The following is a 24669-nucleotide window of genomic DNA, read 5'->3' as shown; positions in this document are numbered from 1 at the left end:
AAGCTGGAATGGTGTGGTTGGCGTTGTCCTAGATCAGCCTATTCTAAAAAGATAGAGGTTTGCCAAACGGTTAGCGCTAACCTAATGGCTATGCCGCGTCTTCTGTGGCTGGGCTGCGCCGAGGTTGGGCGCGAAGCCAGATCCCGTCGCGCGCCCGGACGGTCAGATGCGCGACAGGTTGAGGCGTTTTGCCTGTCACAGGCGTGATTGCTGTGGCGCGCAGAAGCATGGACAGCAAAAGCGGGCCTTCCGCCATCGCGAACCCTGCGCCGGGACAGACACGGGGGCCAGCGCTGAACGGCATATAGGCATCGCGGGCGGATTGGCGGGTCTGGTCGGATTGCCAGCGTGCAGGGTCGAAGGTGTCGGGGTCGGTCCAGAGTTTCGTGTGGCGATGCAGATGCCACGGGCTGAGGACAAGCTGCGCGGCTTTTGGAATGGCGCGTTTGCGGAAACTCTCGGGCTTTGTGGTTTCGCGCACCATCATAGGAACAGGCGGATAGAGCCGCAGCGTTTCTCGGAACACGTCGCGGCTGGTTTTCAGGCGTTTGACGTCTTTTGGGTCGCTGAGTGCTTCGGCCTCTTCGGCGATGCGTGTCTGCCACTCGGGGGCCGCCGCGCAACAGTAAAGCGCCCACGACAGCGCGCTGGCGCTGGTTTCGTGCCCGGCCAGAAAGAAGATTGCGACCTGATCCACCATCTCGGCGGCGGTGAAGCATTGGCCGGTTTCGGGGTCTGCTGTCGTCATTATCCGGGTCGCCAGATCATCGGGCGCAGTGCCTTTGGCGATGGCGTCCCGTCGCGCGTCCACAAGCTGGGTGATCAGCGCGCGGATGCGTTCGGCAGCCCGTTTGGTCTCGGCCCGGTGAAAGCGGGGGAACCAGCGGGGCAGGGGGACGAAGGCGGCAAGGTTGAGGATCGGCTGGCTGCGCTGGTAGGTGCGGAATTCGTGGAAGACCTGCGCTGCGATCTTGTCTTCGATGGGGATCGAAAACAACGTACGGAAGATCACATCGGCTGCGGCGTGGCTGGCAACTTCCTCAATCTCGATGTCAGTTCCGGTGCCGATCTGGTCCAGCACGCGGGTCACCATCGCTTGACCGGCGTCCCACATGGCGGGCAGGCTTTGGGTCAGACGCCCGCGTTCAAAGGCTGGGTCGATGATGCGGCGCTGGTGGTCCCATTTGGGGCCGTTGGTCAGGAACACCGATTGACCCAAAAGCGGGCGCAGCCCTTCGCCGATGCGGTCGGATTTCGGGAAATCGCGTGGCCGGTCGTTCAGGATGGTCCGGATCAGAGTGGGATCATTTGTAAGGTAGGACCGAAAGAACGGTGTACGGAATTCGGCCATCCACGCGCCGTAAAGCCGGTCTGGTTGGGCGGACAGAATGTCCTGCCGAAACAGCTTTAGATACCGCCAAAGCGACACGCGATCCGGGCGCGATATGGGCTTGGGTGGGGTCACGGCGCGGTGTTCGTGTATTTCGACACGGGCACGTCGATCCGGCTGGGAGATGGTGCACGGGTGGCATAGCGCTTTCCCAAGGTCAGCGGGCCTGCGGTGATTTGGAAGTAATCGTAGTCGAGAGGGTTTTCGAAGGCACACAGATACTGAAAATGCAGTTTGAAATACTGCCGCCGCTGCGCCGTCCATCGCTCGGGTGCCATCGTGCGCGAGAACTGCGCCGAGAACACCAACGGCCATTGTTTGTCAGCGGTCGAGACACCGGATACGCCCACCGGGTCACACAGCGGAAAGCAGCACCCGTCGCCCTGTGCGGTGACATCGACCCAGACGAGTTCGTCAAGTTCAGACAGGAATTGTAGGTCGCGGCGCAAGGCCCAAGCGTCGGGCAGGAAAGACACCATGGGGATCACGTGGCCGATGCTGAGAAAGGATAGCGCCGGGCTTGCCGGTCGGTTGGGGGTGTCGCGCAGGATGTCGGCGAGGATCGACACGGCCAGATGTGCTCCCGAGGAATGGCCGACCACCAGCACTTCGTCATAATCCTGCAGGAGTGATGTCGCGATGGTGCCGCGAAATTCGTCCATGCGGGTTTGCAGAGCAGGGGGCGTGGCTCCGTTCTGGCTGGCCGAGAAGGCGTAATCGTGCATCAGGTAATAGGCGTAGATCCGGCGGTCCTGCGATTTGAACCAGCGCAGGACCAGTACCACGATAGCAAAGAACGGTGTCCAATAAAGCAGCGATGTGCCCCAGCTGAGAACTGCGCCGGGGCCGATGGCCCAAAGGGTCGCAGCACCAAAGAGCGTAGACAGAGCCCAGCCAACCAGATGCGCCGCCAGCACCGCCGCGAGAAGTTGCAGGATCAGAACGCCGATGGGGTAGAGGGCCGCCGCCAGCGGGCCTTTGGGCAGCACGGCAAGGCGGCGCAGGGTGCCTGAGGCGATGTAGATCCAGCTTGTGCGGATCAGTTGCCAATAGGTGCTGGGGATGCTGTTCGACATGCTGTCGCGCACGATGTCGGACCAGAGCAGCACCTCGAAATCGGCGGTGACGCTGGTGTCGTCGATCAGGCCGGAGGCGTGCCAGCCATAAGGGCCGTCGCCGGTTGTGGCCTCGACATGCAGCCCGTAGCCCGAAATCTCGGCCTGTTTTGCACCTTCCGTACGGTACAGCTCGCGATACCGGCGAGCCGGGAAGGGGTCGTAGCCAGGAATGTAGAACACCTTGCGGCTGCGCACGGTTTGGGGCGGGGCTGGCATGGGCGGACTGCTCTTGCTTTTGGGCGAGTGTATCAGTGCCAGAACAATGCGCCAATTTTTTGATGAAGCGCGGGAAAGGTGGGCTATGTGTGCGGTTAACACCGGACACCACGAGGATGACCATGATCGATATTCTGAACATCGTTGCTGCCCTTCTGACCATCGCGCTGGGCGCGTTTGGCATGCTGGCACCGCGTTATACGGCCGGGGTGCTGGATTTGCAGACCGGTGAGACAACGATGGGCCTGTCGGAATTGAGGGCCTCGGTTGGGGGCATGTTCGTGATCGTGGGCGCTGCATGCCTATGGCTGGGCACGCCTTGGGCTTATGCGATGATGGGGTTTGTCTATCTGGGTGCTGGGCTGGGGCGGGGGCTGTCCCTGTTGCTCGACAAGCCGCCCTTTCCCAAGGCGCATCTTTATTTTCTGTTCGAGGCGGTGTTCGCGGCGTGGTTGTTGATCGTCAACCTTCCGGGTGCTCAGGGGCTGTCCCAGTAGCGGCGGCGCTCCTGCCAGATTTTCTCGCCGATCTGGCAGTCTGTTGGGTCAAGCCGGGGGGCCTGCGCCTGCATGATCTGAGCCTCTGGCGGGCGTGAGACCATTTCCAGCACCAGCTTGCGCTGCACCGCTTCGGCAAAATCATCCCAATCGAAGACCGGGATGACAAATGATCCCGGCCCGCCGATGACGCAGCTCTCGTAATAGATGTCGAGGTTGTCGAGGTGCCAGGATGTGTCCATGCCTTCGCGTGTCAGAAGCGGCAGGCCGTTGATGATGATGCCCTTGGCCAGAACAGCATCACGGGCGACGGTCACGGTGCGGCCCTGATTGTTCGGACCATCCCCCGAGATATCAATGACGCGCCGTAAGCCTTTGTATTTGTTTGTTTCGATAAGGCGCGATCCAAAGATCAGCGCTTCGGAGATCGACGTGCGCCGCAGCGCGGGATCAAAACGCGAGGTGAGGATGTCGGCAAAGGCGTCAAGGTCTTCGCGGGTCTGGAGCAGGCGCCAGTCAATCACGACTTCCTGCGTGCCGGCCCATTCTACATAGGTCACCGCCACTGTTTGCAGCAGCCCCGACTGAAGTGCGGCGAATACCGCGTCCGAGCGCAGCGCCTCGGCATAGCCTTTGCGCTGAATCTCCAACTCGCGTTCGGTCATCGACCGGGACACATCGACCATCAGCACCAGTTCAAGATCGACCTCGATCTCTTCGGCAGTGGCAGCGCGAGGCAAGATGAGACTGGCGGCGATCAAAAGGGCTAAGGCTGCTTTCATCCCGTCAGGATGCCGAACTGCGGATGGTCGGTCCAATCACAACTTTTGTGACTGGTGGAAAAAGGACGGTCGCAGGAAAGACGACCGTCCCTTTCGCTTAGTTCTTCATCGGGCAGGTGTTGATGCCGAGGATCGAATACAGCGGGCAGATGCCGATCAGGCCGGTGGCCAGTGGCACGATACCGATCAAACCCCACATGGTCTGCGGTCCGATAAAGACGAGCGATAGCAGGACAAGGCCTGCAATCACACGCAGGGCGCGGTCGATGGTTCCTTCGTTCTTGGTCATGGTGGTCTCCTTTTCATGCTCCTGCGGGGAGATTAGCAAAGGGACGGGCTGTGTGACGGTGACAGAGTCACCGGGGGTCTGCGGCAATCTGTTCCAAAGCGCGTTTGTCCATGATTGCGATGCCATCGGGCAGTTGTTCGACGACGCCATTGCGCGCCATCGCCGCCAGCCTGCGTGAGACATAAGCGCGGCCCGATGCGGTTTCCGCGGCCAATGCGGCATGGGTGGCGTGAACGGTGCCGTCCGCGTCGGCCAGCCGCAACAGCGCCTTGGCCAGCCGCGCATCAAAATTGGTAAGCGCCACATCCTCGACCAGTTGCTGGTATTCGGAAAAGCGCAGCGCGACGGAGCTGAGCACTTTCTGGCGGAACTCAGGGTCCGCCTCCATCTGTTGCCGAAAGAGGCTCGCGGGGATCAATGTGCCTTCGATATCGGCCTCGATAATGCCTTCGGCCCCGTAAGTGTGCCCGTCCACGAGGCAGGAAAAGGTTTGCAGGCAGACCTCGCCGGGGCGTACCCGGTACAGCACAACCTCACGCCCGGAAGCCCCCGTCAGCATGACGCGGATCGACCCTTTGGTCAGGTCCAGAAAACCGGGGCACTCCTGACCGGGCTGAAATATCGTCTGGCCTTGCTTGGCCGTGAAGAGGCGGGTCTGTGTCACGGGAGCCCTTTATCTGTGTTGATCAAAGCTCACACCACCCGCGCAAATGATGCAAGCGGCGCGTCTTGCATGAAAGGGTGCATTATTTTGAGGCGTCCGTCTGTGGCTTTTGGGGGTGGGCCCGTAATTCCTCGACTCCTGTCGGGGGCGTGCCTAGCATCGAACATTGCTTTTGCAGGTGCCAAGCCATGACAACCCGCCTCCCGTTTTTCCTTATGGCTGTCTTGAGCGGTCTTGTGGCGCTTGGATCGTGGCGGTTTCTTGGGCTTGGATTTGATCTGTCTTTTCCGGGCTTTGAAGATCACCTTGAAGCGCGGCGCATGGTTTTCGCCCTTCATGTGACGTTGGCACCCGTCGCCTTGGTCGCGGGTGTTCTGCAATTCATGCCCAAACTTCGCGCCCGGCGTCCCGTGCTGCATCGCTGGACAGGGCGACTGTATGCGCTGTGCGTCTTGGTGAGCGGTGTGGCTGGATTTTGGCTAGGGCTGTTCGCGCCGGGCGGATGGGTGCCGGGTTTGGGCTTTATGATCCTTGCGGTCCTTTGGATCGGCACGACGGCCAAAGCCGTCTATCACGCGCGGCGGCGTGAATTTGCGCAGCATCGTGTCTGGATGATCCGGTCTTTTGCGCTGACGCTGGCGGGGGTCACGCTGCGGATATACTTGGCGGGATACATGCTGAACGGGGTGAGCTACGTGGATGCGTCCCCCGTCTTGGCATGGATATGCTGGGTGCCGAACGCCCTGATTGCGGAATGGTGGCTGGCCCGGGACCGACGGCACCCTGCCGTTCCCACCGGGCGGTAATTCAAATACGGCGCTGTTGCTCAGGGCAGGCCGACAACCTCACCTTCGCGGATCACGGTGGGGTCATAGGCCTTGCGCGCAAAGACCTCGCGGACCAATGGCTCGAAGTGGTCGAGCGGTTTCATCGGATAGTCCGGGTCGAACGACGACTGATCCCAGCGTTCGCAGAAATCAGCACAGGACCGAAAGCAGGGGTGGTCCTTGAACCTGTCACGCGCGTTGCGGTCCCAGCCGTAATGGTGGCCGTAGTAAAGCATCTGGAAGATGCCGTGATGTTCGACCACCCATGCGACTTCCCAGCGCACGAAGGGGCGGATCACTTCGGCGGAAAAGCGGTCGTGGTTCTGTGGGGCCAGCCCGTCGCCCACATCGTGCAAAAGGGCGGCAACGATCCAGTCGATATCGGCCCCGTCCGCTTCGGCGCGCGTGGCCGATTGCAACCCATGTTGCAGGCGGGTGATGCGGTAGCCTTCAAGGCTGACGTCGCCCTGACGGCGCAATTCATCAAGAATGCGATCCGGGGTAAGGGACAGGTATGGCTTTTCCAGCTTTTCCAGAAGCTCGTAGTCTTCTTTGGTGCCATCCTTCATCTGGGTGAACGACACTGTCTGGTTCTGGTCCATTGGCGTGATCCTTGTGATTTCGCGCATCTTGCGTCAGTCCGGGCGATTGCGCCAGATGCCCCTTGAATTCGGGCGGCAAAACTCCGATATTCATGATGTTCCTTCGGGGACTATAGACATAAACGCGCGTTCAATAAGCGGCTCGGACCCGGGGGCGGTACCCGGCGACTCCACCAAACACCCTGTCATTTGCAGGATCATGGGGTCGAAACAGGATCGACGAACGTCTAAACACGTCTGCTTTGTCTCGGTGAGATACCACCGTTATCGGTTCACAAAGTATAGTTGCAAATGACAACAATGCTCCGGTAGCACTTGCCGCGTAAGCGGTCGGTAATATCGAAAATTAAGCCCTTGCGCCTAGCAGCGTAAGGCGGGGTTCGCAGGCACCTGGCAACAGAAGCCTGCACTTTACTCCCCCGAAAAACCCAATCTCGGTGGCCGCTGTAGTGCCACGCTCAGTCTTCTGAAAGACCAGTCACGACCGTGCGCTCGTTGAAGAATTGCAGATATGGCGGCTATCTGAACCGGGGCGACTCTAGGGTGGAGTTGACCGTCAGGTGCGGACTGAAGCTGAGCATCCCCGATCCGGCTTGCGCGCCAATAGCGGTCCAAGAGCGTGAACACGGACTATCCGTAGGTCGGCGCCGCGTGGTAGAATGCCGCGAGCATCGCGATTGCCCCATATCTACGCTTTGCCAAGGCATGCCCTGGGAATGTGCGGGGCACTTGCCTGAAGACATTGTGAAATCCGGGCGGGCGCCTTTCGCTTGACCTTGTCGCGCGGGACGGGATCAATGCACCTGATGCTTTGGCGCGCTTTTCTCATATGTCTATGTCTCGCCCAACCGGTGCATGCGTGCCGCACGGCGCTGATTCTGACCATGGATGTGTCACAATCGGTCGATCCGGGGGAATACCGGCTTCAGATCGACGGTCTTGCCGCCGCCCTGCGTGATCCCGAAATCGCCGAGATTCTGGTGCGCGATCAGGTGGCGCTGAGCGTGATCCAGTGGTCCGGTGTGGATGCGCAGGAGGTCAGTCTTGATTGGACCCAGATGGTCAGTCCCAGCCATGTGCACTTGTTTGCATCGGCTGTCGAACGTCTGCCGCGCGCCTTTGTGATGTCCAACACAGCCCCGGCCGAAGCGTTGCGCCATGCGCTGCGCCATTTCGACAGTGGCCCGAACTGCGCGCGCCGGGTGATCGACATGTCAGGTGACGGCACCCCCAATGCGGGCGGAGAGGTGCGGCAGATGCGCCGCGCGGCGGAAAGGTCGGGTGTGACGGTCAACGGTCTGGCCATCGAAGGGCTGGGGCGGGCGATCACCAATTTCTATCAGCGTAACGTGATCACCGCCGACGGGTTCGTCGAAACCGCGCGGGGGCACAGGGACTATGCCCGCGCGATCCGCCGCAAAATCCTGCGCGAAATCAGTTCTGTCTTCGGCTGAGGGATTTCCGCCCTTTGCATGACATTGCAGCATGCCAAGCCTTTTGTTTTCGATTTAATGCAATATGATCAGGGGAGACTCAGGGGATGACGGCGATGACGACTGGCATCAATTATGGCAGCTTGATGCATCAGGCGATGCGCGGATTGATCCGCACCGTTCTTGAGGACGTCCAGAAGGATGGCCTCCCCGGTGATCACCATTTTTTCATCACGTTCGACACCGGGCACCCGGATGTGGAAATCGCGGATTGGCTGTCGGACCGGTACCCCGGTGAAATGACGGTGGTGATGCAGCATTGGTTCGACAATCTTGAAGTGGCGGAAGACGGCTTTGCCGTGACCCTGAATTTCGGCGATGCACCCGAGCGGCTGTATATTCCCTTCGATGCGGTGCTGACGTTTGTCGATCCGTCAGTTGAATTCGGCCTGCGGTTCGAGAGCATGGAAGGGGAGGGACCGGAAGAGGGTTCCTTGGTGCCCACGGCCCGTCCGACCAAAGAAAGCAAGGATCGCGCAAAGTCCAAGGGGAACGATGCGTCTGAGACCAATCGCAAAGACGCCGAAGTCGTGAGCTTAGACACGTTCCGCAAGTAGCGCCTGCGCCAGTTTGACAATTGCTCTGTGTGCCGGTTGCGGCTAAACGGCATGCAACTGCATACCGAGGAGACCCAGATGGCTCAGACCCGCACCGAATCCGACAGTTTTGGCCCACTTGAGGTGCCGTCCGAAAAATATTGGGGCGCACAGACACAGCGCTCGATCATGAACTTTCCCATTGGCTGGGAAAAGCAGCCCATCGCCATTGTCCGCGCCTTGGGCGTGATCAAGAAAGCCTGTGCACAAGCGAACAAGGCGTCGGGCGATCTGGATGCACGTCTGGCCGATGCGGTCATTCAGGCGGCAGGAGAAGTGATCGACGGCAAGTTCGACGACAACTTCCCGCTGGTTGTCTGGCAGACCGGGTCTGGCACCCAGTCGAATATGAACGCCAACGAAGTGATTGCGAACCGCGCGATTGAAATTCTGGGTGGTGTGATCGGATCGAAAGACCCGGTGCATCCGAACGATCATTGCAACATGGGCCAGTCGTCGAACGACACCTTCCCGACCGCGATGCACATTGCCGCCGCGATGATGGTGCGCGACACGCTGCTGCCGGGGCTGGAAAAGCTGGCGGCGGGACTTGAGCAAAAAGCCGAAGAATTCAAAGACATTATCAAGATTGGCCGAACACACACTCAGGACGCGACTCCGCTCACGCTGGGGCAGGAGTTTTCGGGCTACGCGCATCAAGTCCGTCAGGGCATCGCGCGGATCAAGACCTGCCTGCCGGGCATTTACGAGCTGGCGCAGGGCGGCACCGCTGTTGGCACGGGCCTCAACACGAAAAAGGGTTGGGGTGAGACCGTAGCGGCGCATATGGCCGAAATTACGGATTTGCCGTTTGTGACTGCGCCCAACAAGTTCGAGGCACTGGCCGCACATGACGCCATGGTGTTCATGTCGGGTGCTTTGGCGACCGTGGCGGGATCGTGCTACAAGATCGCCAACGACATCCGCTTCCTTGGTTCTGGCCCGCGTTCGGGTCTGGGCGAATTGATCCTGCCCGAAAACGAGCCGGGTTCGTCGATCATGCCGGGCAAGGTGAACCCGACGCAGGCAGAGGCGCTGACGCAAGTTGCGGCGCATGTGATGGGCAATGACGCGGCGATCAAGTTCGCCGGAAGCCAAGGCCATTTCGAATTGAACGTTTACAACCCGATGATGGCCTATAACCTGTTGCAGAGCATGCAATTGCTGGGCGACGCGGCGGACAGCTTTACCGAGCGCATGCTGCTCGGAATCGAAGCGAACGAGCCGCGCATCGACAAGCTGATGAAGGAATCGCTGATGCTGGTGACGGCACTTGCACCGACCATCGGCTATGACAACGCCACCAAGGTTGCCAAGACGGCGCACAAGAACGGCACGACCCTCAAGGAAGAGGCGATTGCGCTGGGCTTTGTCGATGCCGAAACCTTTGACCGCGTGGTCCGTCCCGAGGACATGATTGGTCCGAAAGGGTAAGCAAACTGCGCCATTTGCATCGCCCTTTCAGGGGGATGTTTCAGGAGCATTTGCAAAAAGAAACGGAGAGGACGCTTGGTGCGTCCTCTTTTTTTTGGTTTTTTGCGACGGAAAGTAATTGGCCCTGCGTGAGTCTAGGCATGTGACCATCATTATTCAGGACTGTTCCATGTCGCGTTTCTATCCCTATTGGCTTTGGCTTGTGTTGGCCTTGCCGGCTTTTGGCATGACGTATGATCTTGCCACGTCAACCAACCCGAAAATTTATCACATCCTAGTTCACCCCACGGGCGAATTCGCCGCGCGGTTCATGATCATCGCGATGCTGGCATCGCCGCTGATCTTGCTCTTCAAATCCGCCGCATTTCCGCGATGGCTCAAAAAGAACCGGCGGTATTTCGGTGTGGCGGCGTTTGCCTATGCGGCCGCGCATACCGCCTTCTACCTGATCGACAAGGCGTCCTTGGACACGGTCATCACCGAACTGCCCCGGCTTTACATCTGGACCGGGTGGCTGGCTTTCGTGATCTTTATTCCGCTTGCCGTGACCTCAACTGACTATTTCGTGCGCGTCATGGGGCCGCGTTGGAAAACCCTTCAGCGCTGGACCTATCCGGCAGCCGTTTTGACGTTGGTACACTGGGCTTCGCTGCATGATTGGGGCAGTCCTGCTGCGGCTCTTGTCCACTTCGGCCCACTTGCCGCGCTCGAGGCATATCGGGTCTGGTATTGGTACGTGCGACCCCGAACAACCGCACGCACAGCTTGACCGAATTGGTCTGCTCAGCATTTTTGCTATGATTTATGAGGCTGCCGCGAGATATTGCGGCAGCTTATTTATTTCTCGCAAAGAATTTTGAAATGACCAAAGACCATATCTCGACCAACCGCGATGTCTGGCAGAAGGATGCCGAAAATTGGGTCGCGCCCGGCGAACGGCTGTGGGCCTCAGACCCGAGATGGGGGATTTGGGGGTCGCCAGAAGCCGACCTGAAACTTTTGCCAGAGGATATGACCGGCAAAGATGCCATCGAACTGGGCTGTGGCACTGGCTATGTGTCGGCATGGATGGCGCGTCTGGGTGCGCGGGTCACTGGGATCGACGTAACCGCCGCGCAATTGGACACCGCGCGCCGGTTGGCCCAGGTGCATGGCGCAGACATCACCTTTCTTGAAGGCGACGCCGAAGCGACCGGGCTGCCGGACGAGTCTTTTGATTTTGCCATTTCCGAATACGGGGCTGCGATCTGGTGCCGGCCCGAAGTCTGGCTGCGCGAAGCGTGGCGGCTGTTGCGACCGGGGGGACGTCTTGTTTTTCTGGGCAATCACCCATTGTCGATCATCTGCACGCCGATGAATGGAGCGCCTTGCGAGCCAGTCTTGCACAGACGGTATCGCGATATGTGGGGCGCTGATTGGACCGACGTCGAGATCGATCCAAGTGGCGTGACCTTCAACCTGACGATTACCGACTGGTTTGCGCTGTTTCGCAAGATCGGTTTCGCCGTGGTCGATTATAAAGAGCTTTACGCCCCCGAACCCGTGAAAGGTTCGCAGGATTTTGTGCCTGCCGAGTGGGCCAAGAATTATCCGAATGAGCAGGTTTGGTGGCTGGCTAAACCAATGTGAGCGAAATGCTGGAATTTCGCGGTGGGCATAGTACTGTTCTCACCATGAGCAATGTCACCAACCTCAACCAGTTTCGCAAAACGAAGGCACGTTCCGACAAGCGCGCCAAGGCAGACGAAAACTCTGCAAAATTCGGGCGCAGCAAGGCGCAGAAGGATCTGGAGAAAGCGCGGGCCGACAAGGCCAAGCGTGATCTGGACGGCAAATCCACGACATGAGCGGACGGCCCGTCAAACGGTCGCTGACGCTGCGGGGGCACCGCACCAGCGTGTCCTTGGAGGATGCGTTCTGGCGCGCATTTCGGGATATTGCCGAAGCGCGGGACATGCCGATCAACGCGCTGGCGGCAGAGATCGACGAGGGGCGGGACATAGAAGTGGGTCTGGCCTCTGCGATCCGGGTCTATGTGCTGGATTGGTATCGCGAGAGGGTGATCTCTGGGTCGTGAGGCCCTCGGGGCATGCCCAAGGACCACGGTTTTGCTGGGTTGTTACGCGATCACATTGTGCTCTGGCCCATACGGGAAGCCGGTGACGTTGATGGCACCGTCTTCGGTCACCACCAGAATATCATGCTCGCGGTAACCGCCTGCCCCGGCAGTGCCTTCGGGAATCCAGAGCATCGGTTCGATAGACACAACCATGCCCGGCTCCAACACTGTGTCGATGTCTTCGCGGAACTCCAGACCCGCCTCGCGGCCATAGTAGTGGCTGAGGATGCCGAAGGAATGGCCATACCCGAAAGAGCGGTACTGGAGCAGGTTTTCCTGCGCGAACAAGCGATTGATCTCGTCACAGATCTGGGCGCAGGAGATGCCGGGTTTGATCAGGCTGAGGCCCAGTTCATGTGCCGCGACGTTGGCGTTCCAGATGCGGAGGCTGTCGGCGTCGGGTTCACCCAGGAACAGGGTGCGTTCCAACGCGGTGTAATAGGCCGAGATCATCGGGAAGGTGTTGAGGCTGAGGATATCGCCGTGCTGCAATGCGCGCATCGTCACCGGGTTATGGGCGCCGTCGGTGTTGAGACCCGACTGGAACCAAACCCAGCTGTCGCGCATCTCGCTGTTGGGGAAGCTGCGGGCGATCTCAAGCTCCATCGCGTCACGGCCTGCCATGGCGATGTCGATCTCGCGGGCACCGGCTTGGATGGCGTCACGGATAGCATAGCCGCCCACATCGGCAACGCGTGCGCCTTCTGTGATCAGGGCGATTTCGGCAGGGGATTTGACCATGCGTGACCGCATCGTGTCGGGGGCGATGTCGATCACCTCGGGGGTGTTGAGAAACGTGTCCAGCGTGGCGCGGGCCGCAAGGGTCAGGTGGTCGCCTTCGACGCCGATGCGACGGCCTTTGCCGACCAAAGCCGCGACCGCGCGCCAGTAATTGTTGCGCTCCCAATCTGTGTAGATGACGTTGTCGCAATGCGCGCGGCGCCATGGCTGACCGCCGTCGATGTTGGCGCTGACGGTGGTGCAGGTGTCGTGGGTGACGACAAGGCCGTAGGGACGGCCAAAGCTGCAATAGAGAAAGCCCGAGTAATACGAGATGTTCTGCATAGAGGTGAGCAGCACCGCGTCCAAATCATGGCTGGCCATGATGGCCCGCAGGCTCGCGACGCGCTGGTCGTACTCGGCCTTTGCGAAGGGCAGGGGGGCCTTGTCGCCGTTGTGGCAGGTGAAGGTCTGAGGACGGTTGGGGGTATCGAACATAGTCAAGTCTCCGAGCATCTGCCGGGACCATATGCGAAACGCCCGGCATCACATCCGGGCGTTCAGGACGATACGCTTTCTGTGGAAAGCTTGATGTGGGTCTTGCTCCAACGACGCCATCGTCGGCACATCGCGATTTCGATGCCAAATGACGGTGAGTCTGTCAACGGATTTGACGCATCCGGTTACGCGCGGCGGTTGATCGCAACAGTGCCCAAAAGCATGTCAGTCAGACCCTGACCCCGTTCTGTAAGAAACATCATCGCAATCGAGATCAGTTGCAGCGGGAAAATCGCCATCGACACTGTGTAGCCCAGCGTGTGCATGAAGGCCTGGCTGAAGTCGAAATGTTCGCCACGGCTGTCGCGGAATTCGATCGACATCAGGCGCATGCCCCACGTGGCCGAGCGTCCGGTGATGGTGGCCACGCGGTAGATGAAGCCGGTGACGAAGAATAGGAACGGCAGGAAGAAAAGCCCGATGAACGCCGTCATCACGACGACCGGCACCAGAAGCGCCGCGATCAAAGCTGCGTCGATCAACCAGGCCAGACCACGCTTGATCGTGACGCTGTCGTAGAATTCGGGCTGGACCATCGGGTCGGGCAGGTTGGGATAGGCGTCGGTGGCGTACATTGTCGAAAAACCGTTCTTTCACTGAATGAGGGGCGTGGCCCCGATATGGGGCCACCGGTGGGTTGTGCAAGGTTTACGCGTCTGCGGTTTCGCGGCTTTCCTTAGCGGATTTTGCACGCTCGTCCATGAACTGGTCGAATTCCGACTTGTCCTTGGCATCGCGCAGGCGCTTGAGGAAGGCTTCGAAATTTTCCTGCTCTTCTTCGAGGCGGCGCAGGGTTTCGGTCTTGTAGGCGTCAAAGGCGGTATTGCCGGATGACCGCATCGTGGTGAATTTGGTCGACATGCGGCGGCTGTTGCAGGATTTGTTGAACATGCGTTTGCTCCAGATCATGTAGGCAAGAAGGGCGAGGCCGACCGGCCAGAAGAAGATAAAGCCAAGGACCATAGCGGCGATCCAAGCGCCTTTACCTTTGTTGTCCAGCCACGCCTCGGCGCGGGAAAACCAACCCATGCGGGCCGGAAGAGAAGCGGGGGCGGCGATCGTGCTCATTATCAACTCCGTTGTTTGTTTGATGTGAATGTCTTTCACATTGAACAGATCGGAATTGTTGACCTCGTTTGCAAGAGAGAATGTGAATGTTTTTTACATTTACTTATTTTATGGCGTGAAATCAAATATTTGAGCGGATGAGATTTTTGGAAGAACTGCTGGATCGAGTGGGAAAACATGCCGCGGTGTGCCCGCAGCGGCCCAAACCACGTCGAATTCCAGCAGCCGGGGGTCCAGCCACGCGCGGATCGGATTAAGATGTCCGATCGGGGACACGCCGCCGATGGCAAAGCCGGTTTGTGCGCGGATAAGGTTTGCATCCGCCTTGCCCAACGGTTCGCCCGCGCAGACGGACGCCTTTATCGAATCGACGCGGTTGCCACCTGCAGTCAGGAACAGCACGGCATCGCCACTGGTTTCGGCGCGGAAGATGATCGACTTGGCGATCTGGTCGATGTGACAGCCTACACTGTCGGCGGCCTCTTGTGCGGTGCGGGCCTGTCCGACATCGTGGATATCTGCGGGCAGTCCCAATGTTTCGAGGGCTGTGCGTACGCGGGCGAGGCTTTTGCTCATGCGGTGGTTTCCCTTGATTTGGGCGCTCTTTGGATCCTCATGGTGTCATAAGACAGAGAACATATGCAGAAAAGGTAAGATTGCCCATTGTGCAATGGACGGCTCTGCCCTTATTGTGGTCGTTAGCCCAATCCGTTTCGCGGAGTGCGGGCCAAAGAGTTTCGCTGTTCTGTGCGTCGGCAAAATGTCCTGAGTTCAGAGCACGCTGGTATGGCCGTAAGGCCTTCTACAAACACCTGCGGTTTATCCGAACATCAGGTTCGTAACGGATGCAGTCACCCCTGTGACATGCGTCGGAGAAGAAACGCGATGAAACGCGCGCAGGACATGAGGCTAGAGCAACGGGGCATTTCACCCCGGCCAGCCGCTGCGCACCTACTCGCCATGACAAGACACACCCGATCCCTGTTCCTACCCGAAAGGTGGGGGCGGCGGCGGTTGTGCGCACGGAATTTATGCCTAAGAAAATGCTTATCGATGCCACCCACGCGGAGGAAACCCGCGTTGTGGTGGTCGACGGAACCAAGGTTGAGGAATTTGACTTTGAATCCGAAAACAAACGCCAGCTTGCTGGCAACATCTATCTCGCAAAAGTAACACGGGTCGAACCGTCGCTTCAGGCGGCGTTTGTAGACTATGGCGGCAACCGCCACGGGTTCCTTGCGTTCTCGGAAATTCATCCCGACTACTATCAGATTCCTGTCGCGGACCGTGAAGCGCTGATGGAAGAAGAGCGCGCGTATGCCGAAAGCTTGGCACGGCGCGAGGATGAAGACGAAAAGCCCAAGTCGCGTCGGGGCCGGGGCCGCAACCGGTCACGTGCAGCCAAAGCCGAAGGTGATGATGCCGTGACCACCAAAGAGGTGTCGGACGACATCTCTGGCATGGAGACCATCGACTTCAGTGGCGATGATGACGAGGACGAGGCCGAAGGGCTGTCACCGATGGAAACGGTGGCGGAAACTCCGGTCGAAGAACCCGATGAGGCGGACAGCGCTGACGCGACCGATCTGCATGATGAGGACGACGACGTCGACGATCTGTCCCAACCTGCGGACCGCGATGAAAACATCGAATCCGTCGCCGATGATGACACACACGAAGATATCAGACCGCGTCGCAAGCCACGCCCCAAGCGCTACAAGATCCAGGAAGTCATCAAGGTGCGCCAGATCCTTCTGGTGCAGGTCGTCAAGGAAGAGCGCGGCAACAAGGGCGCAGCGCTGACCACATATCTGTCGCTGGCGGGCCGCTATTGCGTGCTTATGCCCAACACCGCACGCGGTGGTGGCATCAGCCGCAAGATCACCAACGCACCTGACCGCAAGAAGCTCAAAGAGATCGCCAATGAGATCGACGTGCCGCAAGGCGCGGGCCTGATCATTCGGACGGCAGGTGCCAAGCGCACCAAAACCGAGATCAAGCGCGACTATGAATATCTGCAGCGCCTGTGGGAACAGATCCGTGAACTGACGCTGAAATCCATCGCGCCGGCCAAGATCTACGAAGAAGGCGACCTCATCAAACGGTCGATCCGCGATCTCTATAACCGCGACATCGACGAGGTTCTGGTCGAGGGCGAACGCGGCTACCGCATCGCCAAGGACTTCATGAAGATGATCATGCCGTCCCACGCCAAGAACGTGAAGCATTACGCCGACCAAATGCCGCTGTTCGCGCGCCATCAGGTGGAATCCTACCTGTCGGGCATGTTCAATCCGACGGTGCAGCTCAAGTCCGGCGGTTATATCGTGATCGGTGTGACCGAGGCGCTTGTGGCCATCGACGTGAACTCGGGTCGGGCCACCAAGGAAGGCTCGATCGAGGAAACCGCGCTCAAGACCAACCTTGAAGCGGCAGAAGAGGTGGCACGCCAACTTCGTCTGCGCGACCTTGCGGGTCTGATCGTGATCGACTTCATCGACATGGACGAGCGTAAGAACAACGCTTCTGTTGAAAAGCGGATCAAAGACAAGCTCAAGAACGACCGTGCGCGCATTCAGGTGGGCCGGATTTCCGGCTTTGGCCTGATGGAAATGTCGCGCCAGCGTCTGCGCCCCGGCATGATCGAGGCAACGACTCAGCCCTGCCCAAGCTGTCACGGGACTGGTTTGATCCGGTCGGATGACAACATGGCGCTGCAGGTGTTGCGTCAGATCGAAGAAGAAGGCGTGCGCCGCCGGTCGCGTGAGGTTCTGGTCAAGTGCCCGGTCTCTATCGCCAACTTCCTGATGAACCAGAAGCGCGAACACGTGGCCCAGATCGAGACCCGCTATGGTTTGTCCGTGCGCATCGAAGGCGATGTGCATCTGGTCAGCCCGGATTTCTCGATGGAGAAGTTCAAGACCGCGACCCGTGTCGTGCCCGAAGCTCCTGTGCATGTCGTGTCTGTTGACACGTCGCTCATGGATCAGGTGGACGAGGACGCCGCAGACGAGGACGAAGAGGACGAAGAGCAAGCTGAGGTCGTCACAACGCCGACGTCCGAAGAGGACGATGGCAAGCCCAAGAAGCGCCGTCGCCGGTCACGTCGTGGAGGTCGTGGCCGCAATCGCAACCGTGATCGTCAAGATGACGGTGAGGCGGATACGGATACCGACGCGGACACAAACGAGACCGCGGATAGCGGGGACGAGGCAACACCATCGGAACCTGTCGCGGCAGAGGCTGTTGTCGCCGAAGCGGCGACTGACGCAGCTCCCCAAGAGGATGCGGCTCAGGCCAAGCCCAAACGGACCCGCAGCCGGTCGCGCAAGCCTGCACAAGCCGCCAAGGACAGCGCAGCGGAGACAGAGGTTGCAGCCGTCGAGGCGGTAGCTCCGGTAGATGCCGTGTCCACAGATGCGGTTGCAGCACCTGATGCGGCTCCGGCGGTAGAGGACGCGCCCAAGAAAAAGCCGCGCAGCCGTAGCCGCAAGAAGGCCGAACCAGCCGCTGAGGCGCCGGAAGGCTCTGAGGTGGTGGCAGATGCCGAAGAGGCTGCGCCCAAACCCAAGAAGGCGCCTGTAAAACGGACCCGTGCCAAGAAGCCTGCAAAGACTGAAGAGCCTGTTGCCGTGATCCCGACGGAAGAGATCGCGCCTGTGCCGGAAGTTGTGACACCTGTGGCGGCAGATGAGCCTGCGCCCGAGCCCGTGGCAGAGCCCGCGCCGGTGCCGGAGGTTGCTGCCGAACCGGAAGTGACGGAGCAACAAGCGGTTGAACCCGAAGCTGAAGCGCCGGTCGCTGCGCCAGAACCCGAACCTGTTGGGGCCGATGCCGAAGCAGGGGACGACGCGGACAGTGCCAAGAAGAAACGGCGTGGATGGTGGTCTCTGGGCCGCTAAGCCGCAGCAAATGACAGTTCAAAACGCCCTTGCATATACTGCGTGGGCGTTTTGCGTTTCGCGGTCAGGCTTTGCGGATCACCCAAAGCATGGCGTCGCCCTGTGTGTCGCTGCTGACAAGGGTGTGTCCGGCCTCGTTGCAAAAATGGGGCATGTCGACGATGGCTGCCGGATCATCCGTCAGCACCCGTAATTCGCTGCCCGACGAAAGCCCCATCAAGCGCTTGCGCGCCTTGAGAACGGGCAGGGGGCACAGCAGCCCGGTGGCATCCAAATCTTCACTCATACGCGCGATTTAGGCCTGTCTGGTGCCGCTGTCCACAGTGCGGGTGCAAGGATGGCACGATGATGTGACCCCGCGTCGCGTGACAGCGCCCAAGGCTTGGCATATGTCGGTTCTATGTTGGAATTCCAGATCATCGACGCCGCCCTCTTCCCGGCTATGAGCATCGCACTTTTGGCGGGGGCTTTGTCATTTCTCAGCCCCTGCGTGCTGCCCATCGTGCCGCCTTATCTGGCATACATGTCAGGTGTGAGTGTGGCCGATATCGAAGCGGGCGGTGAAGGTCGCCGCAAAGGCATTCTCGCGGCGTTGTTCTTTGTGCTTGGCCTGTCGACGATCTTTATCCTGCTGGGGTTCACTGCTTCCGCCTTTGGATCGTTGTTCCTTCAGTACCAGACACAATTGGCGCAGGTGTCTGGGGTGGTTGTGATCATCTTCGGGCTGCATTTTCTTGGAGTGTTCCGCATTCCGTTTCTGGATCAGGAAGCCCGTTTGGAGGCAGGTCAACAGGGTGGGTCGGCCTTTGGGGCCTATGTACTTGGATTGGCTTTCGCCTTTGGCTGGACGCCCTGTATCGGGCCGCAGCTGGGAGCGATCCTGTCAATGGCCGCAAGCGAGGCGTCGGTGACGCGGGGCACGTTGCTGCTGGCGGTTTATGCGGCGGGGCTGGGCATTCCGTTTCTGTTGGCAGCGATGTTCCTGACCCGTGCGATGGGTGTGATGAACCGCATCAAAAAGCACATGCGCAAGATCGAACTGGCCATGGGCGGTCTGTTGGTGATCGTCGGCATCGCACTGGTCACGGGGGCGTTCACGTCCTTTGCGTTCTGGCTGTTAGAGACCTTTCCGGGGCTTGCCTTGTTGGGCTGAGGCGGGTTCGATGCTTTGAAGGATCGAAGGACATCCTTTGAAGGATGTTATTGCGCGCAATGGAGAGGTGAGAGCCACATCCTTTGAAGGATGTGAAGAAACCCTTTGAAGGGTTTACCGCGTGGCGCGGGCCTTGAGCACCGATTGACCCAACGTGATCGTGTACGCCTCGAGCGTCGCAAGCGCGCTGTCAACAGACGCCACATCGCGGCGCTCCAGCCCCGTCACAATAGCGCGGTGCAGGTCGATGATTTCGGCGCGGCTGCGCGCGGTGAAAGTAGTCATGTTCATCAAGGGCTGCATCGCCTCGACGCTGCCTGCCAGATGGTAGCTGAGCACCTCGTTGCCTGCGCAATCGACCAAGGCCCGGTGAAAAGCGACGTCCGAGGCGCAGAACGACTCGTCCGACAGGTCAGGGGCAGATTGTGTTTCGATCTCGGTCCGCATCGCATCCAAAAGTGCCTCTGTGCGCCGTTCTGCAGCAAGGGCCGTGCAACTGCGTTCCAACGCATAGCGCGCCTCGCACGCAACCTGAAAGCTGATCGCGTTCATGCCCAGAAGAAGCGTTGATGTCGTGACCTGCTGCGCGCGGGCCCCTTCGTAGGAGAGGTGATTGACGAACGCCCCGCCAAACGCGCCGCGTTCGGTGCGGATCAGCGATTGCGCCGCCAGCCGTTTCAGTGCCTCGCGTACCGTTGCGCGGGACACGCCGTGCTGATCGGCGAGTTCCGCCTCGGAGGGCAGGCGGTCGCCCACCAGCAGCCGCCCGTCGACAATCGCGGTGCGGATGGCGTCCGCGATCTGGGCGGACAGGCTTTTCTCGGGCTGTGCATTTTTCATTTGTCAGGCATTTAAATGTCTGACAATTATTTTGGCAAGCCCCGAGTCGCGGCTGAGTGGAGGAATGTGCATGCTGGCAGACCGGATCAGACAGATGAGCGCGCCGCATTGGCTTGCGCTTTATGGGCTGGTTCTGCTGTGCTGGTTGATTTTGGCGCTGATGGCGGTGCCTGCGGACTTGCGCGACATGGCGCGGGTGTTCGGCGGCGATTTCTGGGAGGCATTTTGCACCACGACACCGGACGCGGCCGGTTTCTTGCGGCTTTGGGTCATGTGGGGCCTGATGTCGGGGGCGATGATGGCGCCGACGGCGCTGCCTGCGCTGGCCGCGTATGACGATCTGGGACGGTCGACCCAGACCGATCTGGGCGGGCTACTGGCCGGGTATCTGGCGGTCTGGCTTGGATTTTCCGCCTTGGCTGCGGGATTGCAGATCGGGCTTTTCAGCCTTGGCTGGGTCAGCGCGTTCGGCGACAGCCGCTCGGCGCTGCTGTCGGGAGGATTGCTGGTGCTGGCCGGGGCTTACCAATTCAGCGCCTTGAAAGAGGCGTGTCTGGCCAAGTGCCGGATGCCGATCACGTTTTTCATGGCGCATTGGGATGAAGGCGCATGGCGCAACGGGTTGCGTCTTGGCGCGGTGTGCCTTGGATGCTGCTGGGCGCTGATGTTGCTGGGCTTTGTCGGCGGTGTGATGTCGCTGGGCTTCATGGGGCTCGCGACGGTGGTGATGACGTTGGAGAAATTGCGCGCCGGGGCTTGGATCACCCGGCCTTTGGGGGGTGTCCTGATCGGGACCGGCCTCGTTGTGGCGCTTTTGGGATCTTAAGGGAGAGATGCAATGAGTGATCGTTTGGACGTGGCGGAGAAGCTGGACAACCGCCATCCGGCCACGGACCGGCCCGGGCCGGAGATTCAGCCTTGGGCCATCAAGGGGGAGCTGATCCTCAACTGTAACTGTACGGTGTTCTGCCCCTGTGTGATCAGTCTTGGCAAGCATCCGCCCACGGAAGGGCATTGCCAGACATGGGGCGGGGTGCGGATCGATTCCGGTCACTACGGCGATATCGACCTGTCAGGTTTGAACATCGGCCTGTTGATCGAGATCCCGGGCATGATGAGCCGGGGCAACTGGAAAGTCGGTCTGTTTGTCGATGACCGCGCGGACGATCCGACCTTTGACGCTTTGGTCAAGGTGTTCAGCGGCGCTGCCAAGGGCACAACGGGTTTGTTCCAAATACTCGTGGGCGAATTCCTGGGGGCCGAGCGTCAGCCCGTCACCTACGAGACCGAGGGCAAGACCCGTCACATCACCGTGGGTCGCAAGATCCAAGGGGTTGTCCACCCGGTCGGTGGGGCCAATGCTGACGAAGACCTCGTGGTCAAGAACACGCAGTACTGGATGGGGCCGGACATCACCGTCGCCACCGCGACCAAGGGCAAGGTGCGCGCCTATGGCCGGGTCTGGGATTTTGACGGACGCAGCGCCGAGATTTGCCAGATCGACTGGCACGGACCCAAGTAAGATGATGATCTTCCCGGAATATTGCGTGACGATGGCGCGATACAACGCGTGGCAGAACAAGCAACTGCGGGCGGCGTTCGACACGCTGTCCGAAGTCGAGCTGCGCAAGGAGCGCAAGGCGTTTTTCGGGTCGATCTTCAGCACGGCCAACCATCTTCTATGGGGCGACATGATCTGGATGTCGCGTTTCGATGGCGGACCAAGGCCAGAGGCCGGGATTTCCGACAGCGTCGACCTGACACCGACCCCGGCAGTCTGGGCCGGAGACCGCTACAGGATGGACGCGCGCATCCTGCGTTGGGCTGAAGGGCTGAACGCCGTTGATCTGAAAGGCGATCTTCGCTGGTATTCCGGGGCATTGGGGTGCGACCTGGTCAAGTCGATTGATCTTTGCATCATGCATTTCTTCAATCACCAGACCCATCATCGCGGGCAGATCCACGCGATGCTGACGGCTGCGGGGGCAACAGCGCCCGTGACCGATCTTTTCATCATGCCCGAAGACGGGCCCTGGTTGTAACCTTTCGGTCTGCTGGTCGGCGCTTGCGCGATGCGCATCGCCCCGCCCACCATCCCGAGTTCTGTGCATGAGGTGTGCGCATGGCTCTGATTTCCCCTTCCCGTCGACTGCGGCGGACCCCGTTTTCCGATGGCGTCGAAGCCGCCGGGGTCAGTGCGTTTACGGTTTATAATCATATGCTTCTGCCGACGGTGTTCCGGTCGGTCGAGGAAGACTACCGCCATCTGAAAGAGGCGGTGCAGGTCTGGGACGTGGCCTGCGAGCGGCAGGTCGAGCTGCGCGGTCCTGATGCGGGGCGATTGATGCAGATGCTCACGCCGCGCGATTTGCGGTCGATGCTGCCGGGGCAGTGTTTCTATGTGCCCATTGTTGATGAGACCGGCGGGATGCTGAACGATCCGGTGGCGGTCAAGCTGGCCGAAGACCGTTGGTGGATTTCGATTGCTGACAGCGATCTGCTGTTCTGGGTCAAGGGATTGGCCTATGGCTTCCGGTTGGATGTGCTGGTGGATGAACCGGACGTGTCGCCGCTCGCTGTGCAGGGACCGAAGTCGGACGATCTGATGGCGCGGGTGTTTGGCGATCAGGTGCGTGATATCCGGTTTTTCCGTTACAAGATGCTGGATTTCCAAGGGCGATCGCTTGCTGTGGCGCGGTCGGGCTATTCGCGTCAGGGCGGGTTCGAGATTTATGTCGAGGGCAGCGATCTGGGCATGCCGCTTTGGAACGCGCTGATGGAGGCGGGGCGTGATCTGGACGTGCATGCGGGCTGTCCCAACCTGATCGAACGGATCGAGGGTGGATTGCTGAGCTACGGCAATGATATGACCGACAACAACACACCGCATGAGTGCGGGTTGGGCAAGTTCTGCAACACGCAGACGGCCATCGGCTGTGTTGGGCGCGATGCGCTGCTGCGTGTGGCCCAAGAAGGGCCTATCCGGCAGATCCGGGCCATTGAAATTCATGGCGAGCGCGTGCCTTCGTGTGACAGGCCGTGGCCGCTGATGGCGGGGGACACGCAGGTGGGTCAGGTCACAAGTGCTGCGTGGAGCCCGGATTTTGGCACCAACGTGGCCATCGGCATGGTGCGCATGACCCATTGGGACGAGGGCACCGACCTTGATGTCGTGCTGCCGAACGAGGTGCGCGCGGCGCAGGTTTGGGAGACCTTCTGGGTCTGAGCGCGTTGTGGAGTTGGGGAGTGAGGGGCCAGCCCCTCACACTCCCCGGAGTTTTTTTGGCAAGATGAAAAGGAGCAAGGCATGTTCAAGGCATTGATGGTTCGCAAGGACGAAGAGAGCGGCAAGACTTTGGCGGCGGTGGAAGAGATCGGGCTCGATGACCTGCCCCAGGCCGAGGTGACAGTGTCGGTCGAGTATTCGACGGTGAATTACAAGGACGGTTTGTGCATCGGTCCCGGTGGCGGGCTGGTGCGGAAATATCCGCATGTGCCGGGCATCGACTTTGCCGGAACGGTCGAGGCGTCGGAGGACGACCGCTACAAGCCCGGTGACAAGGTGGTCCTGACCGGCTGGCGTGTTGGTGAGGCGCATTGGGGCGGGTATTCCCAGAAGGCGCGGGTGAAGGCCGATTGGCTGGTGCCGCTGCCCGAGGGGCTGGATACACGTCAGGCGATGGCGGTGGGCACTGCCGGGTTTACCGCAATGCTGGCGGTGATGGCGCTGGAGGACCATGGCATCAAGCCGGGGCCGGTTCTGGTGACCGGGGCTGCCGGTGGCGTGGGTTCGGTGGCGACGGCGATCCTTGCCGCGTTGGGTCACAAGGTTGCGGCGGTGACCGGTCGGCCTGAGCAAGCCGCCTATCTGGAGTCGCTTGGTGCGACACAGATCGTGGCGCGGGACGAGCTGAACGAGACCGTCAAGCGGCCGTTGGAGGCCGAGACATGGGGCGGCTGTGTCGATGCTGTGGGGGGTGCGATGCTGGCCCGCGTATTGGGGCAGATGGAATATGGTGCGTCTGTTGCCGCCGTCGGTCTGGCAGGCGGTGCGAACCTTCCGGCGACGGTGATCCCGTTCCTGCTGCGCGGTGTGAACCTGTTGGGGATCGACAGCGTCATGCAACCCTATGACAACCGCGTACGGGCATGGCAGCGGATCGCCAAAGACCTGCCGATGGATAAGCTGGAGGCGATGGTGACACCGGCGACGCTTGCTGATTTGCCGGGTCTTGGGGCAGACATTCTCAAAGGTCAGGTCAAGGGCCGTGTTGTGGTCGACGTGGCTGCGGGCTGATCGCTCGAACCTTGCTGAACCAACCGACCGGGGTGGCCTGTGCTGCCCCGGTTTTCTTTTGCGGCCCCCCAAGGGAATGACCAGCCCCGTGGTTTTCCCAGCCG

General features: G+C 60.1%; 28 protein-coding genes and 1 other RNA gene. 17 read left to right on the top strand and 12 right to left on the bottom strand.

The window, feature by feature from the left end; all coding sequences use genetic code 11:
- Positions 1 to 88: 88 nt before the first annotated feature.
- Together MCRY_RS19010 and MCRY_RS19005 are read right to left on the bottom strand one after the other, a co-directional pair.
- Positions 89 to 1465, bottom strand: coding sequence for a cytochrome P450 (locus MCRY_RS19010; RefSeq protein WP_085632809.1), 1377 nt, complete (start codon positions 1463 to 1465; stop codon positions 89 to 91).
- The gene (locus MCRY_RS19005; RefSeq protein ID WP_085632807.1) at positions 1462 to 2724 is read right to left on the bottom strand and encodes a hypothetical protein; all 1263 of its coding nucleotides are present in this window, start codon (positions 2722 to 2724) and stop codon (positions 1462 to 1464) included. The genes MCRY_RS19010 and MCRY_RS19005 overlap by 4 nt, the downstream gene beginning before the upstream one ends.
- Before the next feature lie 122 nt (positions 2725 to 2846).
- Here MCRY_RS19005 and MCRY_RS19000 point away from each other — a divergent pair, with 122 nt between their 5' ends.
- Positions 2847 to 3221, top strand: a complete 375-nt coding sequence (locus MCRY_RS19000; protein ID WP_085632843.1) for a DUF4345 family protein — start codon at positions 2847 to 2849, stop codon at positions 3219 to 3221.
- Here the strand turns inward: MCRY_RS19000 and MCRY_RS18995 are convergent.
- The 3 genes from MCRY_RS18995 to MCRY_RS18985 form a co-directional block, all read right to left on the bottom strand.
- The gene (locus MCRY_RS18995) at positions 3203 to 4003 is read right to left on the bottom strand and encodes a DUF1194 domain-containing protein (RefSeq protein WP_085632805.1); all 801 of its coding nucleotides are present in this window, start codon (positions 4001 to 4003) and stop codon (positions 3203 to 3205) included. The genes MCRY_RS19000 and MCRY_RS18995 overlap by 19 nt on opposite strands.
- 97 nt (positions 4004 to 4100) lie before the next feature.
- A complete protein-coding gene (locus MCRY_RS18990) occupies positions 4101 to 4292 on the bottom strand; it encodes a YgaP family membrane protein (RefSeq protein WP_085632803.1) in 192 nt (63 codons plus the stop codon).
- Positions 4293 to 4359: 67 nt separating this feature from the next.
- Complete coding sequence (locus tag MCRY_RS18985) at positions 4360 to 4956, bottom strand: Crp/Fnr family transcriptional regulator (protein WP_085632801.1); 597 nt, start codon at positions 4954 to 4956, stop codon at positions 4360 to 4362.
- 188 nt (positions 4957 to 5144) lie between these two features.
- On the opposite strand from MCRY_RS18985, the gene MCRY_RS18980 reads away from it, so the two are divergent.
- Positions 5145 to 5762 (top strand): DUF2306 domain-containing protein, encoded by a 618-nt coding sequence (locus tag MCRY_RS18980; protein ID WP_085632799.1) that lies wholly within the window; start codon positions 5145 to 5147, stop codon positions 5760 to 5762.
- Between the two features lie 20 nt (positions 5763 to 5782).
- On the opposite strand, the gene MCRY_RS18975 is transcribed toward MCRY_RS18980, so the two are convergent.
- Complete coding sequence (locus tag MCRY_RS18975) at positions 5783 to 6385, bottom strand: HD domain-containing protein (protein ID WP_171046157.1); 603 nt, start codon at positions 6383 to 6385, stop codon at positions 5783 to 5785.
- A gap of 58 nt (positions 6386 to 6443) precedes the next feature.
- Between MCRY_RS18975 and ssrA the strand changes: the two genes are divergently transcribed.
- The 8 genes from ssrA to MCRY_RS18935 all read left to right on the top strand — a co-directional run bounded on the left by ssrA (position 6444) and on the right by MCRY_RS18935 (position 11985).
- Positions 6444 to 6796: a transfer-messenger RNA gene (gene ssrA, locus MCRY_RS18970) on the top strand.
- 386 nt (positions 6797 to 7182) lie between these two features.
- On the top strand, positions 7183 to 7839 hold the full coding sequence (locus MCRY_RS18965; RefSeq protein ID WP_085632797.1) for a DUF1194 domain-containing protein: 657 nt from the start codon (positions 7183 to 7185) through the stop codon (positions 7837 to 7839).
- A gap of 95 nt (positions 7840 to 7934) precedes the next feature.
- On the top strand, positions 7935 to 8435 hold the full coding sequence (locus MCRY_RS18960) for an SspB family protein (RefSeq protein WP_085632838.1): 501 nt from the start codon (positions 7935 to 7937) through the stop codon (positions 8433 to 8435).
- A 78-nt stretch (positions 8436 to 8513) separates the two neighbouring features.
- Positions 8514 to 9908: a class II fumarate hydratase gene (gene fumC / locus MCRY_RS18955; protein ID WP_085632795.1), complete on the top strand. Its 1395-nt coding sequence runs from the start codon at positions 8514 to 8516 to the stop codon at positions 9906 to 9908.
- 169 nt (positions 9909 to 10077) lie between these two features.
- A complete protein-coding gene (locus tag MCRY_RS18950; RefSeq protein WP_085632794.1) occupies positions 10078 to 10677 on the top strand; it encodes a ferric reductase-like transmembrane domain-containing protein in 600 nt (199 codons plus the stop codon).
- A 92-nt stretch (positions 10678 to 10769) separates the two neighbouring features.
- Positions 10770 to 11537 (top strand): class I SAM-dependent methyltransferase, encoded by a 768-nt coding sequence (locus MCRY_RS18945; RefSeq protein ID WP_171046158.1) that lies wholly within the window; start codon positions 10770 to 10772, stop codon positions 11535 to 11537.
- Between the two features lie 44 nt (positions 11538 to 11581).
- The gene (locus tag MCRY_RS18940; protein WP_085632836.1) at positions 11582 to 11755 is read left to right on the top strand and encodes a DUF4169 family protein; all 174 of its coding nucleotides are present in this window, start codon (positions 11582 to 11584) and stop codon (positions 11753 to 11755) included.
- Complete coding sequence (locus MCRY_RS18935; RefSeq protein ID WP_085632790.1) at positions 11752 to 11985, top strand: ribbon-helix-helix domain-containing protein; 234 nt, start codon at positions 11752 to 11754, stop codon at positions 11983 to 11985. The genes MCRY_RS18940 and MCRY_RS18935 overlap by 4 nt, the downstream gene beginning before the upstream one ends.
- 42 nt (positions 11986 to 12027) lie before the next feature.
- Here the strand turns inward: MCRY_RS18935 and MCRY_RS18930 are convergent, their stop codons facing one another.
- From MCRY_RS18930 to MCRY_RS18915, 4 genes are all read right to left on the bottom strand, one after another.
- A complete protein-coding gene (locus MCRY_RS18930; protein ID WP_085632789.1) occupies positions 12028 to 13245 on the bottom strand; it encodes an aminopeptidase P family protein in 1218 nt (405 codons plus the stop codon).
- Positions 13246 to 13430: 185 nt separating this feature from the next.
- Positions 13431 to 13880, bottom strand: coding sequence for an RDD family protein (locus MCRY_RS18925; protein ID WP_085632786.1), 450 nt, complete (start codon positions 13878 to 13880; stop codon positions 13431 to 13433).
- 73 nt (positions 13881 to 13953) lie between these two features.
- Positions 13954 to 14373 (bottom strand): DUF2852 domain-containing protein, encoded by a 420-nt coding sequence (locus MCRY_RS18920; protein WP_085632784.1) that lies wholly within the window; start codon positions 14371 to 14373, stop codon positions 13954 to 13956.
- A 108-nt stretch (positions 14374 to 14481) separates the two neighbouring features.
- Positions 14482 to 14949 (bottom strand): YbaK/EbsC family protein, encoded by a 468-nt coding sequence (locus tag MCRY_RS18915; protein WP_085632782.1) that lies wholly within the window; start codon positions 14947 to 14949, stop codon positions 14482 to 14484.
- A 455-nt stretch (positions 14950 to 15404) separates the two neighbouring features.
- On the opposite strand from MCRY_RS18915, the gene MCRY_RS18910 reads away from it, so the two are divergent.
- Positions 15405 to 18275, top strand: a complete 2871-nt coding sequence (locus MCRY_RS18910) for an Rne/Rng family ribonuclease (RefSeq protein ID WP_085632834.1) — start codon at positions 15405 to 15407, stop codon at positions 18273 to 18275.
- A gap of 64 nt (positions 18276 to 18339) precedes the next feature.
- On the opposite strand, the gene MCRY_RS18905 is transcribed toward MCRY_RS18910, so the two are convergent.
- On the bottom strand, positions 18340 to 18561 hold the full coding sequence (locus MCRY_RS18905) for a sulfurtransferase TusA family protein (protein ID WP_085632780.1): 222 nt from the start codon (positions 18559 to 18561) through the stop codon (positions 18340 to 18342).
- Positions 18562 to 18675: 114 nt separating this feature from the next.
- Between MCRY_RS18905 and MCRY_RS18900 the strand changes: the two genes are divergently transcribed.
- Complete coding sequence (locus MCRY_RS18900) at positions 18676 to 19428, top strand: cytochrome c biogenesis CcdA family protein (protein ID WP_085632778.1); 753 nt, start codon at positions 18676 to 18678, stop codon at positions 19426 to 19428.
- Between the two features lie 114 nt (positions 19429 to 19542).
- Here MCRY_RS18900 and MCRY_RS18895 read toward each other — a convergent pair whose 3' ends face one another.
- Entirely contained in the window at positions 19543 to 20268 is a 726-nt protein-coding gene (locus MCRY_RS18895; protein WP_085632776.1) for a FadR/GntR family transcriptional regulator, read from the bottom strand.
- A 70-nt stretch (positions 20269 to 20338) separates the two neighbouring features.
- Between MCRY_RS18895 and MCRY_RS18890 the strand changes: the two genes are divergently transcribed.
- The 5 genes from MCRY_RS18890 (at position 20339) to acuI (ending at position 24565) form a co-directional block, all read left to right on the top strand.
- Positions 20339 to 21094: a DUF2182 domain-containing protein gene (locus tag MCRY_RS18890; protein ID WP_238939443.1), complete on the top strand. Its 756-nt coding sequence runs from the start codon at positions 20339 to 20341 to the stop codon at positions 21092 to 21094.
- 12 nt (positions 21095 to 21106) lie between these two features.
- A complete protein-coding gene (locus MCRY_RS18885; protein WP_085632774.1) occupies positions 21107 to 21790 on the top strand; it encodes a DUF1326 domain-containing protein in 684 nt (227 codons plus the stop codon).
- Position 21791: 1 nt separating this feature from the next.
- The gene (locus MCRY_RS18880; protein WP_338087189.1) at positions 21792 to 22310 is read left to right on the top strand and encodes a DinB family protein; all 519 of its coding nucleotides are present in this window, start codon (positions 21792 to 21794) and stop codon (positions 22308 to 22310) included.
- Positions 22311 to 22390: 80 nt separating this feature from the next.
- Positions 22391 to 23494, top strand: a complete 1104-nt coding sequence (locus tag MCRY_RS18875; protein WP_085632772.1) for a dimethylsulfoniopropionate demethylase — start codon at positions 22391 to 22393, stop codon at positions 23492 to 23494.
- Positions 23495 to 23575: 81 nt separating this feature from the next.
- Positions 23576 to 24565 (top strand): acryloyl-CoA reductase, encoded by a 990-nt coding sequence (gene acuI, locus MCRY_RS18870; RefSeq protein ID WP_085632770.1) that lies wholly within the window; start codon positions 23576 to 23578, stop codon positions 24563 to 24565.
- The last annotated feature ends 104 nt before the right edge of the window (positions 24566 to 24669 follow it).

Origin of the sequence: Marivita cryptomonadis (genome assembly GCF_002115725.1) — a bacterium.
GTDB classification, from domain to species: Bacteria; Pseudomonadota; Alphaproteobacteria; order Rhodobacterales; family Rhodobacteraceae; genus Marivita; species Marivita cryptomonadis.
This window is presented reverse-complemented; position numbering and strand designations above follow the sequence as displayed.